This window comes from Anabaena sp. FACHB-83 (genome assembly GCF_014697485.1).
Lineage (GTDB): Bacteria > Cyanobacteriota > Cyanobacteriia > Cyanobacteriales > Nostocaceae > Nostoc_B.
This window is the reverse complement of record NZ_JACJRY010000006.1, coordinates 282,598-297,657: the sequence shown is the minus strand read 5'-3', so window position 1 is coordinate 297,657 and position 15,060 is coordinate 282,598. Positions and strand designations below refer to the sequence as shown.

Here is a 15,060-nt window from a genome sequence, read left to right as displayed (position 1 = left end):
AATTTGTCAATTTTTTTTTCCATTTTGTAACTTTGTAAACCCACGCCATGAATTATCCCATTCCAGATAGCCCCCAAGATATTCTTGCGTTACAACAAAAGCCCATTGATGAAGAACTTGTAGCTTCCGCGATCGCAGGAGTAATTAAAATTGTCCGTTCTCAAGGTAAATCTTTAGAAGACTTAACCGCACAAGTCCTCGAAGATGATCCATTGCTAGATAGACAGCAACGCCGTTGGCTAAGTCAACTGCTCGCTCAAGCCTGGGAGAGTTTTACTTAAGGCGGTAGGCTACGCCCACCAACCAAGTCAGGGGGAAGATTTTTACTCAGCACTCTAACCTTGCACTCCTGATAACTAAATTAATACTATTTCGGCATAGGTTGGGGAAGCACTTACGTGGGCGGGTTCCCCAACTTGAGGCGACTGTCGTTAAAGTGGCGTTAAAGCGTAGCGAAACTCAATATTCTTGCCTAACTTGCTATTAACTGAACTGTATTGATTGAAAGCCCACTATTTGCCTAAAGCAGTCCAATTACCAGAAGGAACAAACGCCGCCCAAAATTGTGGTTCGCTATACTCTTGACTATTGAGCAAATCCAACTGTGCAGACCGTAAAGCCTCATGTCTCCCCTTTCCGGCTTGCAAATTTTGGTAATACTTCACCATCAATTCCTTTGTCGCCGTATCATCCACCAGCCACAGACTTAAAACTTGAGTTTGCGAACCCGCAATTACCAAAGCCCGACGCAAACCATAAACACCATCGCCAACTTTCACATCACCATTACCAGTGTCGCAAGCAGAAAGTACAACTAATTGATTAGAACGCAAATCTAAACCCGCCACCTCCAACGCCGTTAGCACACCATCATCATTGTTATTTGTCGCTTGCTTGCGTTGATTAAACCCAGCCAACGCCAACCCAGAACGCAACAGTGGATTTTCCACTTCTAAAATCTTCGGTTGACTTGGTGTTAATTCCAAATCTGCTGAGGCGTTGAGATTTTGTTCCACATCAGCAATAAAGAAACCGTGAGTTGCCAAGTGTAAAATGCTAGGGTTTTGTAATTGTTTAACAGCCGTTTCTGTGGCATCTTTACCTAACAGTAACTTGGCATTTGGTAAAATCTTTTTAATCGCTGCGGCTTCCTCCTTAGTTGCAGGTAATGATTCAAATTCTAGGTTAGCTAACTCACCAGAACGGCGATTTTGGGAACCGCGTACACCAGATGGTTTGGCTGAGGCGACAGTTTGGGTTTGGTTGTAGTCAATATCTGCCAATACCACAGGTGCAGAAGCATTTTTAACATTTGAGTTGAAACGCAACAAATCCCTTCCACTGGTGAGGTAAGAAAAAGCATAATTTTGAATTAAAAATTTATCTTGCTCATCTCTGAGAGCTTCAAAGGGAATTAATGTTAATTGCCCATCAGGCGAAATTAAAATATGACTGGCATCACCCAATAAAGGACGAATGGGTGCAATTAATTTTGCATCTAAAGTGCGGGCGAGTTTTTTAAATATTTTACCTGTGGCTAACGCTGCACGAAAATCTATGGCTAACTTATCAATTTCTGCGGCTTCACCTAAATCAACCCACTTCGGTTCACCAGAAGAACGCAACACCGCCGCCGCATAACGCGGTTTACCGTATCTTTGAGCATCTGTTTTAGCTTTGATATTATATGGTTGATATTGGACAATTTCTACCAAGGCTGCATCTTTAGGCATCTTGGCTTGAATTGCACTGAGTTCTACTGGTTGGGTTTGCTGGCGAAATTCGGCACTTTTAACACTGATAGCTGCTTCTAACTTTTCTTTTTCGGCTTCCAGTTTTTCTAGTTGAGTTTTTAGGTTAGCGGTTTGTTTTTCTGGCTGAGAGTAGATTAAGGCTGAGAGTTGCTGTTGTATTTGCAGCCATTGAGCGAATAACTTTTGAGTTTCGGGGTTTTTATCAAGTTTAGAGCGTAAGATTTGGATACTGTCAGCTACGGCATCTAACACCAGCCCTTTGCGACGGAGTACAGTAGTTAGGGCGAGAGATGCGGCTGTTGAATTATTGCGAAATTCTTGTACAGATAGGGAAACAGCAGAATCAGTTGTTCCTAGAAAATTCCGAATGTAATCCTGTTTGCTTTTTTCTGAGCCGACAGCAAAAATTAGATTGAGATTTTGTGTTTGAATTTCTAACCCACGCTGAAAGTAATCGGTAGCACGAGCAATATCACCATCTAAATAATATAGTGCTGCCAAATTAATCAAGATAGTAGCGACATTAGGATGTTTTTTACCCTGTACCTTCTCCACGAGAGCGAGGGAACGCAGGTACAAAGGTTTTGCTTGTTGATATTTTCCCTGGGAGGAATATATTAGAGCCAAACCATTCAAGCTATTAGCAATAGAAGGATTTTCCTTACCCAGCACCTTTTCCAAGAGAGTGAGGGAACGCAGGTACAAAGGTTCTGCTTGTTGATATTTCCCCTGGGAGTAATATATTAGAGCCAAACCATTCAAACTAGTGGCGACAGTGATATAACTCAAGTTATTGACAGAGCGATTTTCCCGACCAAGTACTTTCTCTAAGAGGGCGAGGGAACGCAGGTACAAAGGTTCTGCCTGTGAATATTTCTTCTGTGCTTGATACAATGCTGCCAAACTATTCAAGCTAGTAGCGACATCAGGATGCTCCTGACCCAATACCTTCTGTCTAATAGCTAGTGCGCGTTGTAGAAGAGGTTCTGCCTGTGCATAGTTCCCCTGTGCTTGATATACTGCTGCCAAATTATCCAAACTAGTGGCGATATCAGGATGTTCCTGACCCAATACCTTCTGTCTAATAGCTAGTGCGCGTTGTAGAAGAGGTTCCGCTTGTGCATAATTCCCCTGCAATTGATATAGTTGTGCAAAATTAATCAAGCTGGTGGCGACATTGGGATGTTCCTGACCTAGCACCTTTTCTTGGATAGCCAAAGCGCGGAGATACAGAGGTTCGGCTTGTGTATGTTTACCTTGTAAAACGTATAGTGCTGCTAAATTCATCACACTAGTAACGAGATCGGGATGTTCTTGACCCAGCACCTTCTCTTGCATAGCTAGAATACGGAGATATAGAGGTTCAGCTGGTTCATATTTTCCCTGGACAATATAAAGTCCTGCCAAAACATACAAGCTAGTAGCGACACTGGGATGTTCTTGACCTAACACCTTTTCTTGGATAGCCAATGCACGTTTTATTAGAGGAACGGCGGTACTGTATTTACCTTCTTGGTATAACTTTAATGTTCGTTTATAAAGTTCTTCCGCCTCCTTTAAAGCGGCTTGTTGCTCGGCTGAATATGTGGGGGTTTGTTGTTGTCCTATTCCTATGACGGGTGTACTCAAAACTAACCCTGTTGTTATTACACCTGCTACCATCCAAGGTGCAAGACAAATACCCGCAGTATTAATCGCACTGAATAACTTTTTCACGGTCAACCTACAAGCTTGTATAAGTCAGTTATCAGTTAACAGTTAACAGTTATCAGGGTTTTAGTTGGAGATTTGACTGTTGTTAACTACCACTTTTTAGAAGTAAGGGACTTCAAAATATATTGCTGATTACTGTTCACTGTTCACTGATGACTGTTAAGTAAATCATGCCGGACTCAGCAATTTTCGCAAAGCAATTGTCAAAAAAATCAAAAACTCTCCTATTCCTCTCTGCGCCTTTGCGCGGCAGTCGCTTCAAGTCGGCAGAGCCGCCCAACGCGCTGCCTTGCCTCTGCGTGAAAAAATCTCACATCTCAAAACACCCAACACAGAAAATTTCCTGACACTTCCACCTCAAAGCCTCAACGTTAACCCTCAGAACCTCAACGTTCGAGTCAAAAGGCTGAAACTTTGCCTTCAGAACTCGAACGTTCATTCTTTGAACAGCAAATGTTAGGTTACTACCACTTATCTGCGCTTACGACATTGTAATGGATAGCGATTACCGCGCCAGGTTGTCCAACCCTCTGCGCGTCGAGTTTGACTGTTGTATTTCAGATACCAATCATCTTGTTCTGCGCCTAAATAACGAATACCTAAATCTTGTCTGCGGTTGCTAGAAAAACGTTTTGCTAAAGGAACCCACGCGCTACCGTTATCACTGAACCGCCCAATTAAACGCACACCAGAAGTAGTAGAGCAAATATTCCCATTGCAACTAGTTTGGGGGTCATCTACTACTTTCCATTCCATTCGGGCTGATCTACCGTCAATGTTACAATCCCAAAAACCAAAGAACCACTCACCTGCAACTTGACTAGCTTGAGTGTGACTAGATAATAACAATAAACCAGCAGGTGCGATCGCCAAGCCTAAAAGCCACTTTGTAATGTTTTTCATGATGCTTCACCAATACGGAAATTTAATCTGTACTTTTCATTTAATCTATATGTATCGGTCTTAGCGTTTATGCAACATAATTAGGACTTACGCACAAAAATCTTCTGTGGAGGCTGGGTGCAAGGGTGAAAGGGCATGGGGTGTAAGGGTTTTAGATAAACACACCCCTAAACCCTCTCTCCAAACCTGGATTTTTCGTTTGTATACGAGTCCTATGAACAACAAAAAAAGGGCAGGTAAATTACCCACCCTGGCAAATTAAGAGAATATGTTGGCTGTTGCGATTAACCCAACAATTGTTTAGCTTTAGCTAATACGTTATCAACGCTAAAGCCAAATTTTTCTAAACAAACGCCACCAGGCGCAGAAGCACCAAAGCGGTCAATGGTAACAGTATCGCCGTCAGTACCAATGTACTTGTGCCAGCCAAAACTAGAAGCAGCTTCTACAGCTAAACGCTTGGTGACAGCTTTTGGCAGAACAGATTCTTTATAAGCTGCGTCTTGTGCTTCAAATAAATCCCAAGCTGGTAAGGAGACAACACGTACTTTCTTACCTTCGGCTGTGAGTTTCTCAGCAGCAGTAACAGCAAGATTCAATTCTGAACCAGTACCAATGATGATTAATTCTGGTGTACCTTCAGAATCAACAACAGTGTATCCACCCTTAGCTACACCTTCAATAGATGTACCTGCTAAGTTAGGAACGTTTTGCCGAGTTAACGCCAACAAAGTAGGATCATTTTGTTTTGCTCTTTCAATCGCTACTTTGTATGCACCAGAGGTTTCGTTACCATCGGCGGGACGAATCACTGTCAAGTTAGGAATAGCACGCAAGGAAGCGAGGGTTTCGATTGGTTGGTGGGTGGGGCCGTCTTCACCTTGACCGATGGAGTCATGAGTCATTACCCAAATCGATCCTGCTAAAGACAAGGCAGATAAGCGAATAGCCGCCCGCATATAGTCGGTGAAGATCAGGAAGGTAGCACCGTAAGGAATCAACCCTGAATCATGCAAGGCAATACCGTTACAAATTGCGCCCATTGCATGTTCCCGCACACCAAAGTGAATGTTGGGGTTTTGGTATTGTCCTTTTTGGAAGTCGCCTTTACCCTTGATTTCGGTCAAGTTGGAGTGGGTTAAGTCGGCGGAACCACCAATCAATTCAGGTAAAACCGCAGCCAATTTGTTGAGGCAGGTTTCGGAATGTTTACGTGTGGGTAAGCCTTTATCTTCAGGGGTGTAGGTGGGGAGTACTTTATCCCAACCATCAGCTAGTTTGCCACTGATATAACGCTCAAATTCAGCCGCTTCTTGAGGATACTTAGCTTTGTAGTCAGCAAATGCTTTGTTCCAGTCAGCTTCGTAACCTGCACCGCGTTCTACTGCTTTGCGGGTATGGTTGAGAACATCTTGCGGAATCACAAATGGCTCGTTTTCCCAACCCAGATTTTTCCGGGTTAATTCTACTTCATCTCCACCTAAAGCTGCACCGTGAATCCCAGCAGTGTTGGCTTTGTTAGGAGAACCATAACCAATGGTGGTTGTCACCTTAATCATTGATGGTTTGTCGGTGACAGCTTTTGCTGCTTCAATGGCTTTGTGGATGGCTGCTAAATCGGTGTTACCATCTTCCACATGAAGCACATGCCAGCCATAAGCTTCAAAACGCTTAGAAACATCCTCTGTAAATGCCACATCTGTAGAACCATCAATAGAGATGTGGTTGTCATCATAAAGGGCGATGAGTTTACCTAAGCCCAAGTGTCCAGCCAGGGAAGCTGCTTCACCAGAAACACCTTCCATGTTGCAACCATCACCGAGAATGACATAAGTATAATGGTCAACAATTTTGGCATCGGGTTTGTTGAATTTAGCTGCCAGATGTGCTTCAGCGATGGCTAAACCAACTCCGTTGGCAATACCTTGTCCTAAAGGGCCAGTGGTAACTTCTACCCCTGGGGTAACAAAGTTTTCTGGGTGTCCAGGGGTTTTAGATTCCCACTGACGAAATTGCTTGATATCTTCGATACTTACACTGTCATAACCTGCTAAGTACAGCAGTGCATACTGTAACATCGAGCCATGACCAGCCGACAAGACAAAGCGATCGCGGTTAAACCACTTGGGATTTTTGGGGTTATACCGCATGAAGCGATCCCATAGCACAAATGCCATTGGAGCAGCGCCCATCGGCAGCCCTGGGTGTCCCGATTTTGCCTTTTCTATAGCATCGACAGCCAAGAAGCGGATTGAGTTAATACACAGTTCTTCGAGGGATTGGGTTGCAACAGCCATAATAAGATTGTTTTTAACGACGGGTTAGCACTCTGCGATCTTCTCATTTACCGGGGTTGTTAGAACAGTTAACAGTTAACAGTTATCAAAATAGAATTTACTACTGCTCTGAACTGATTACTGATAACTGATAGGTATTCCCCTACCGTATCCTCATCATCCCATTCCCGATTGGCGATGGACAAGCGGGATCTCCTGAGTTTATGGTAATTAATCGACCTGAGAATATTGGTTATGCTGAACCCTTGGTTCAGCTGGGAATGATATCTATGATACTTTTGTCTGGCAAATCTGAGGAGAAGTACGAAGTGTGAAGTATTAATCCTACACTTATTACTCATTACTCATCACTCATTACTCATCACTCAGTACTTTTTGAAGACTAAGGTAACATTATGACCACCAAAGCCAAAGGAATTAGATAGCGCCACTTCAATGGTTTGGGCGCGGCTGGTGTGAGGCACATAATCCAAGTCACACTCAGCGTCAGGATTTTCGAGATTAATGGTTGGGGGAATTTTTTCGTTGGCGATCGCCAATACAGTTGCAACGGCTTCAATACCACCAGAACCACCCAACAAATGACCTGTCATTGATTTTGTAGAGCTAACCGCTATTTTATAAGCATGTTCGCCCAAGGCTTTTTTGATGGCTTTGGTTTCGTTGGCATCGTTGGCTGGAGTACTTGTGCCATGCGCGTTGATGTAGGTTACTTGTTCTGGGGTAATACCTGCATCTTTGAGTGCTAGTTGAATGGCTCTAGCTGCACCTTCACCACCGGGAACCGGGGAGGTCATGTGATAAGCATCACAAGTCATCGCATAACCAATCATTTCCCCATAAATGCGTGCGCCACGACTGAGAGCGTGTTGCAGTTCTTCTAAAATTAAAATTCCCGCACCTTCACCCATGACAAATCCATCGCGATCGCGATCAAAGGGACGGCAAGCATGAGTCGGATCATCATTGCGGAAAGACAAGGCTTTACAGGCAGCAAATCCAGCTAAAGATAAGGGTGTAATTGCTGCTTCACAGCCACCACAAATCATAGCTTGAGCGTATCCTCCTTGAATCAGGCGAAAAGCATCCCCGATGGCGTTGGAACCAGCAGCACAAGCAGTCACGGTACAGTTGTTTGGCCCTTTTGCACCAGTGTGAATGGCTGTCAATCCAGCTGCCATGTTAGCAATCATCATTGGGATCATGAAGGGACTACAGCGATCGGGGCCACGGTTCAGGTAGACTGTTTGCTGGTCTTCTAATACCTTAATCCCACCTACGCCAGAACCAATGACCACCCCTATCTGTTCTGCGTTTAGCTCGTTAATTACCAGATTTGCATCCGCTAATGCCTGTTTTGCTGCTGAAACCCCAAACTGTGAAAATCGATCCATCCGCTTGACTTCTTTGCGCTCTAGATAAGCATGTGGATCGAAGTTTTTGACTTCACCAGCAATGCGACAATCATGGCTGGACGCATCAAAATGGGTGATGTAGTCTATACCATTGCGTCCACTGACTAATCCTTCCCAATATTCAGTCGGTGTGTTGCCAATAGGTGTAATCGCGCCAACACCAGTTACCACAACACGTTTACGTATATAATCTGTCATGACTCAGTTAAAGGTAGCGAGAAAGCTGCAAATGAGAGTGCTGAGTGCTGAGTGCTGAGTTTTTAAGTAGGAAGACTAAGTGAGAAAGATAAAATAATTCTTAACTCTTGACTACTCAGCACTCAGCACTTTTGACTCAGCACTTTCTTAAGCGGATGTGGCAACTTGATTGTTAATGTAATCAACCGCATCTTGGACTGTCAAAATCTTTTCGGCGGCTTCATCAGGAATTTCAATCTCGAATTCTTCTTCAAAAGCCATAACTAGCTCGACGAGATCCAGGGAATCAGCACCTAGATCATCGATAAAATTAGATTTGGGAGTAATCTTTTCCTCGTCAACACTTAGTTGATCAGCGACGCTTTTCTTGACCTTTTCAAAAGTATCTTTTTGGCTCATACAATAAAATTCCTTGACCAGTTGCTATTAGCCGCTCTTGATGAGTGACATGGTTTTTGAGCATATACATCTTATCGGAAAGCGCGATCGCCCGTATACTACCGAAGTATTTTCTTCTCGAAAACTTTTTCCCTAGCCCCCCAGGGTTAGATAAGGTAGTATGACAATTTTGGCGATCGCCTACACTGTATAAATGCTTCTACTTACTAATTGTTACTATTTTTTTGACTAATGTCCAAATAAATTCCTAGTGCCGAGTGTTGTGTAACAAACAAGACTAGCCTCTAGTCCCTAACCCCTAGTCCCTTTTATTTTTATGATTACTTCAACGCTGAAATACGCTTACTTTCCAGGTTGTGTCGCCCAAGGTGCTTGTCGAGAACTGTATCAATCTACCCAAGCCCTCACGCAAGCTTTAGGAATTGAATTGATTGAACTCAAAAAAGCTGCTTGCTGTGGTTCCGGCACATTTAAAGAAGATTCTCAATTGTTGGAAGATACTGTCAACGCCAGAAATATTGCTTTAGCAGAATCCTTAAATCTTCCACTACTCACTCATTGTAGTACCTGTCAAGGTGTCATTGGTCATGTTAATGAACGCCTAAAAGATTGCCAAAATAGCAATCCGACTTATGTTGAGCAAGTAAATGGCTTACTCAAAAAAGAAGGTTGTTCGCCTTATCAGGGCAGTACAGAAGTAACACATTTGCTTTATGCTTTGGTCAAAGATTATGGCTTGGAGGAAATTAGCCAGCGCGTCACCCGCAAGTTAACCAATTTAAAATGTGCTGCTTTTTACGGTTGCTATCTGTTGCGTGGACAAAAAACCATGCTATTAGATGATCCTTTCCAACCAGAAGCAATGGAAAATGTGTTTCGGGCTGTGGGTGCAACACCAATTTATTATCGTGGTCGCACCCAATGTTGTGGCTGGCCATTGGCTAGTTACGCCACCAATGAATCTTTTAAAATGGCAGGAATGCACATTCAAGAAGCCATAGCAAATGGGGCTGATTGTTTAGTGACACCTTGTCCGTTGTGCCATTTAAATTTAGATTCCCGTCAACCAGAAGTAGAAAAAGTCATTGGCAAAAAGTTAGGTTTGCCAGTATTACATTTACCGCAGTTAATTGCTTTAGCACTAGGAGTTAAACCTGAAGAACTTGGGTTAGACAGACATATTGTTTCGACAAAACCAGTTTTAGAAAAATTGGGATATTGATCATTGATCAAGGTAAAAGTAAAAATTATTTTCTTTTTCTTTTTGACCTTTTACTTTTGCCTTGTTGTACTACCACACCTATTTTCTGGTACAAGAGTCAATGGTCAAAAATCAAGGTTTTTTTCGACTATTGACCATTGACTATTGACAGGCTCAACGAAAAAAATCTGACAATTGCGTCAGTCCTATTACTTTTGCCTTTCTAATTACCACTTATTTTTGCCCTAATTGACGTTGTAGTTGTCTAAAAAACTGATACATCTCTGGAAAACGGCTGTAAATACTAGCTACTTTAAGATATACCTTATGAGGAACCGCAGGAGTGCCAGAGACAATATCTCCTGGGTCAACATTGTGCAGAACGCCACTTTGAGCCGAGATGGTTGCTCTATCACCAATTTTAGCTTGATTGGCAACTCCCACTTGTCCTGCTAAAATCACGCGATTACCCAATGTTACACCGCCAGCCATCCCGGCTTGACCGGCGATCGCGCAAGCCACACCAATTTGGCAACCATGCCCGATTTGTACTAAGTTGTCAATTTTGGTATCTTTACCAATTCTCGTCTCACCGACTGCTGGACGGTCAACAGCACTGTTACAGCCAATTTCTACACCATCTTCTAGTACTGTGTAGCCTGATTGTTCCATTTTGAACCAACCAGTGCGGGTAGGTACAAAGCCAAAACCTTCTGCACCAATCACAGCGCCACTGTGAACTACGCAATCTGCACCGATTTGGCTGCGTTCGTGAATTGTACAGTTAGCGTGTAAGGTAGTGCGATCGCCAATTTTGACATCTGGATAAATTACAACATTCGGATGAATAATCGCATAATTGCCAATTTCCACCCGTTCTTGTACTACTGCGTGGGGGCCGATGTAAACATCATTACCAATCTTTGCGGTGGGATGAATCACCGCCGTCGGATGAATTTCTGGACTGGGGCGATATGGTTGATAAAACAGAGTCAAAACCTTGGCAAATAAGAGTCTTGGTTCTTTTGTACTTACCCAAGGAATCCCACGTTCTTGGGCTTGAGTTTGCAAAGTTGGATCTTCGGGCAGAATTAAGGCACTTGCGTTTGTCTTATTAATTAAAGACGCAAATTTACTGCCTTCGACATAACTAATAGTCCCAGTGATGGCTTCATCAATCGCTGCTATCCCGGTGATGTCTATATCTTGGTCTGGGTAAGTTATCAGACTGTTATTAGTGGTAATTTCCCTGAATTGGCTGATGATTTCGCTGAATTTCATTTTTTAGGTTGATTGAAAACTTGTCGCAAGCAAGATTATTGTCTCTACAGACTATCTTGGTGCGTAAGTCCTGTAAACAAGAAAATAGGGGATTTGCATCCCCCATTAATAAATTCTGAATTCTAATTCTAAATAGTGTATTTTTAATGGCATTCTTCGGCTGATGGCACTTTAGGTTGGAGATTCTGCCGCAACAGGACTTTTAATCGTTGATTATCTTCAGCCGTGATCGTTTCACCGTAGTGATGCAGCTGAAACAGTTGGCAATAACGGTTTTGTTTAGCACACATCAAACAACCGTAAGCATGATTACCATTTGTACCACAGAGTCGATGTCCCATGACTGGGCCAAGGGAAATATTGTGTTCACTGGCTACTGTGCTGAGAATAGAACGCAATTGCGACTCAAATTTTGCTGATAAAAGTTGTTTGCGCCCTGGTTGTGTACGATCCCATTGGGGTACTATCAAGCCTTGTTTTAATAAACTCTCTTCAATTTCTTCCGACATGACAATCCCAGACAAAATTACATGATGGGCGACGTAGGGTAAAAGTGTACGTGCTAATTGCCACATCAACGCTTCATCAAACCACTGTTCTACTAAAGGACGCAGATACCAGCAGCAAGGAATACCCAGTTGGACTAAATCTTGTAACAGCCTGACTCTTCCTGGAATCGAGGCTTGTTCATAACCAGGTTTCAAAGGTGGTAAACTCACAAAAACTGTGACTCGCAGCGCATTTGGCCTGGCTAAGGTAGCTTTTAAACGTTCGAGAAATGCTTGACCTGGATGAACTTTGGTGGTGATGTAGACCATGTTGGCGGCTTGACGGTCAATCAGTGCATCGAGGATTGACAATACACGTTCCCGATGGGCTGGAATGAACGGATCAGAATAGTCACATAAGGAAATGGGATAGCCTTTTTGTCCTTCTGGGGTGGCAAAAATCCGGTCTAATAAACGATCAATTAGGTCAGCCGGGGTGACATTATTCTCAAAGCTTTCTGGATGATGATGCCATTCCCGGTCTTGGTGACAGACACAATAAGCACATTCAACCGGACAACGATTCTGGGCATCTGGGAGAAATGGATTCAGACTGAAGTATTTAACGGCACGTTCTTGAGATGGCATTCCTAATACGGGAAAGCCATGCAGCATATATTGACTGCCCTGCAATGTAATTTCAGACAGAGTAGATTGGTAGTTTGACATACACCCTTCAACAAAAAATGCGAAAAATCGCTTACTCTAGGGTGGCTGCTGCAAATGTGGAGTGACAATGAGAGAAATGCTTGAAAACAAGTATTATTTGTTACGGTTGATGTAGCATTACTGAAGTATTATTCCCACTTCTTCACAGTAAAACAAAGGATACAGTACTTAGATAGCTCACATTCGGGATTCTGTAGTTTTTATTAATTTTCTGCCATTGCTAAACCTGCTAAATAAGCCGTTGTCCAGGCACTTTGGAAGTTAAATCCACCTGTAATCCCATCAATATCTAAAATCTCACCGGCAAAGTAAAGGTCAGTAGTTAATTTACTCTCCATTGTTTTAAAATTTACTTCTTTAAGGCTAACCCCACCACAGGTAACAAATTCTTCTTTGAAAGCACCTTTGCCATTAATTAAGTATTTACCCTGGGAAATTTCTTGCACTAATTGATTTAGGGTTTTGTTAGGGATTTCTGCCCAACGAAGTTCCGTATTAATATCGACTCGGTTGATCAAGTATTGCCAAAGACGATGGGGTAAATCAATTCCTCGATGTAAGGCGATCGCTTTTCTTCCCCATTCATTTTTAACTGCTACAATTTTCTCCCGGACTTCTTCTTGTGATAAATCAGGTAGCCAGTTAATTGTTAAAGTGGCTTGATAACGATTGTCATACAACATTCTCGCCCCCCAAGCCGAAAGTTTCAACACCGCCGGGCCACTCACACCCCAATGGGTAATCAGCAACGGGCCTATTTGTTCTAAGGCTGGTTGTTGGGGAACAGACAGCCGCAAACGCACTGGATTCATACTCACACCGCTTAAAGCCCGCAAACTAGGGTCAGGAATGTTAAAGGTAAATAATGAAGGCGCGGGTGGTTCAATTTGATGACCAAATTCTTGGGCGATTTTATAGCCGATGGGGTTACTACCAGTGGCTAATAGTAGGCGATCGCATTTTAAAGTTTCACCTGATTTCAAATAAACTTCAAACTGAGTGCTGAGTGCTGAGTTTTGAGTTTCAAGTGTTGTACACTGAGCGGAGTCGAAGTGTGAGTGCTGAGTGTTGGGTAATCGTTTCACTGAGACAACTGGTGTACCAGTCCGCAGTTCTACCCCATTGTCTTCAGCCGCATTCATCAAACACTGCACAATTGTTTCCGAACTGTCTGTCACCGGAAACATTCGTCCATCAGCTTCTTTTTTCAGTGGTACTCCGTGGTTAGCAAACCAAGAAATCGTATCTTTAGCTTGAAAGCGACTAAAAGCACCCCGCAAAGCTTTTCCACCTCTGGGGTAATTCGCCACTAAGGCGGCTGGTTCAAAACAAGCATGAGTGACATTGCAGCGTCCACCACCAGAAATTCTGACTTTGGCTAATGGTTGACGGCTGGCTTCGAGTAAAATAACACGGGCGTAAGGGTTGGCATTAGCACAAGCGATCGCACCAAAAAATCCCGCAGCCCCACCCCCAATAACGACAATTTGTAACGGTTGCAATTTTAAAGAATCTCGTTGATTAGTCAATGGTCAATAGTCATTTGTTCTTTTATCTTAGGGCTTACGCACAAATATTTTCTGTGGAGACTCGGTGTCAGGGTTTGAAATCACAACACAGTTCGGCTGAATTTCACCGCGTGATTTTTTGTTTTTATCCGTCATTTCTATACCTTGTCTCCCTTGTCCCCCTTGTCTCCCCTGTCTCTCCCACTCCCTACTCCCCAAATTACACTTCTACTGGTTCAAATTGGTCTTTTGTCGCCCCGCAAACGGGACACACCCAATCTTCCGGGATATCTTCAAATGGTGTTCCTGGGGCAATTCCCCCATCAGGATCACCCACTTCTGGATCATACACGTAGCCACAAACAGTGCATTCGTAAGTTTCCATTGTTTTCTCCCTGAATTTATTAAATGATTTTTGCAGGATGATTGAGGTTTTGCTTTAGCACTCAGTACTCAAACCTCCGCATTTTCTCTATATGGTGTTTATTTCTTAAAAAACTAAAATCAAATAAGTTGAAAAAGTTGTATTTCTACCAGCTTCGACAACCTTATTTCAGTAAAATCACATAATTTGCTGATTAGTTCTAGATTAGAAACGCCACCATGTTCTTTGGGCGAAATTGATGATTGCCACAGCGATCGCACCTAAAATAAACAACCAAATGATTCCACCTGGGAGAAAGGTCAGAAGCCCAAAACCCCTAAGAATCCAAATGGTAATGCCAATGCCTAGTAGCATTCCAAAAACTTGAGTTAGCCAACGATTTAAGGAAGATTGATTCATGGAATGTGCCTTTGATTCAAAATTTATTACACTTCTATAGTAATGCGGTTTGATTTTGGGAATTATCTTTATTAAGTAGCGAGTGGGGAGTGGGGAGTAGGAAATAAGCTTGATCTAGGTGTACTATATTTTTTCATAAATCAAATATGAATCCTATATATTTAAAAGTAGTGTTATTGTTATAGTTGCCGAAATTTAGATTTGATTAAATGTAATCAGCAATACGATTTTATAAGTGATTTCACAGAAAAATATCAGGAGATGATATTAGTTCCGGAAAATGGTGTTTGAAAAGTGGAACTAAATTTGAGTGGGTTGATCTTAAAGTCTAATAGACGTTGATTAACTTTAACTCTGGAAGTGTGGCAAAGTGAGGAGTGAGTAATTTAA

12 protein-coding genes are annotated in these 15,060 nt (G+C 42.7%); 2 read left to right on the top strand and 10 right to left on the bottom strand.

Going from position 1 to position 15,060, the window contains the following annotated elements; all coding sequences use genetic code 11:
- The first annotated feature begins 47 nt into the window (after positions 1-47).
- Complete coding sequence (locus H6G79_RS10460; protein WP_190588991.1) at positions 48-281, top strand: hypothetical protein; 234 nt, start codon at positions 48-50, stop codon at positions 279-281.
- Positions 282-512: 231 nt separating this feature from the next.
- On the opposite strand, the gene H6G79_RS10455 is transcribed toward H6G79_RS10460, so the two are convergent.
- The 5 genes from H6G79_RS10455 to H6G79_RS10435 all read right to left on the bottom strand — a co-directional run bounded on the left by H6G79_RS10455 (position 513) and on the right by H6G79_RS10435 (position 8,679).
- Positions 513-3,470, bottom strand: coding sequence for a tetratricopeptide repeat protein (locus H6G79_RS10455; RefSeq protein ID WP_313933905.1), 2,958 nt, complete (start codon positions 3,468-3,470; stop codon positions 513-515).
- Between the two features lie 468 nt (positions 3,471-3,938).
- Positions 3,939-4,370: a DUF6006 family protein gene (locus H6G79_RS10450; RefSeq protein WP_190588993.1), complete on the bottom strand. Its 432-nt coding sequence runs from the start codon at positions 4,368-4,370 to the stop codon at positions 3,939-3,941.
- Between the two features lie 284 nt (positions 4,371-4,654).
- The gene (gene tkt, locus H6G79_RS10445; RefSeq protein ID WP_190588996.1) at positions 4,655-6,667 is read right to left on the bottom strand and encodes a transketolase; all 2,013 of its coding nucleotides are present in this window, start codon (positions 6,665-6,667) and stop codon (positions 4,655-4,657) included.
- Between the two features lie 365 nt (positions 6,668-7,032).
- Entirely contained in the window at positions 7,033-8,280 is a 1,248-nt protein-coding gene (gene fabF / locus H6G79_RS10440) for a beta-ketoacyl-ACP synthase II (protein ID WP_190588998.1), read from the bottom strand.
- Positions 8,281-8,427: 147 nt separating this feature from the next.
- Entirely contained in the window at positions 8,428-8,679 is a 252-nt protein-coding gene (locus H6G79_RS10435) for an acyl carrier protein (protein WP_190589000.1), read from the bottom strand.
- Positions 8,680-8,995: 316 nt separating this feature from the next.
- Between H6G79_RS10435 and H6G79_RS10430 the strand changes: the two genes are divergently transcribed.
- A complete protein-coding gene (locus H6G79_RS10430) occupies positions 8,996-9,901 on the top strand; it encodes a CoB--CoM heterodisulfide reductase iron-sulfur subunit B family protein (protein ID WP_190589002.1) in 906 nt (301 codons plus the stop codon).
- Between the two features lie 213 nt (positions 9,902-10,114).
- On the opposite strand, the gene lpxD is transcribed toward H6G79_RS10430, so the two are convergent.
- The 5 genes from lpxD to H6G79_RS10405 all read right to left on the bottom strand — a co-directional run bounded on the left by lpxD (position 10,115) and on the right by H6G79_RS10405 (position 14,670).
- Entirely contained in the window at positions 10,115-11,161 is a 1,047-nt protein-coding gene (lpxD, locus tag H6G79_RS10425) for a UDP-3-O-(3-hydroxymyristoyl)glucosamine N-acyltransferase (protein ID WP_190589004.1), read from the bottom strand.
- 143 nt (positions 11,162-11,304) lie between these two features.
- The gene (locus H6G79_RS10420) at positions 11,305-12,378 is read right to left on the bottom strand and encodes a hypothetical protein (RefSeq protein ID WP_190589006.1); all 1,074 of its coding nucleotides are present in this window, start codon (positions 12,376-12,378) and stop codon (positions 11,305-11,307) included.
- Positions 12,379-12,581: 203 nt separating this feature from the next.
- On the bottom strand, positions 12,582-13,880 hold the full coding sequence (locus H6G79_RS10415) for an NAD(P)/FAD-dependent oxidoreductase (protein WP_190589332.1): 1,299 nt from the start codon (positions 13,878-13,880) through the stop codon (positions 12,582-12,584).
- Positions 13,881-14,106: 226 nt separating this feature from the next.
- Complete coding sequence (gene rd / locus H6G79_RS10410; protein WP_190589008.1) at positions 14,107-14,271, bottom strand: rubredoxin; 165 nt, start codon at positions 14,269-14,271, stop codon at positions 14,107-14,109.
- A gap of 204 nt (positions 14,272-14,475) precedes the next feature.
- On the bottom strand, positions 14,476-14,670 hold the full coding sequence (locus H6G79_RS10405; RefSeq protein WP_190589010.1) for a hypothetical protein: 195 nt from the start codon (positions 14,668-14,670) through the stop codon (positions 14,476-14,478).
- Positions 14,671-15,060: the final 390 nt, after the last annotated feature.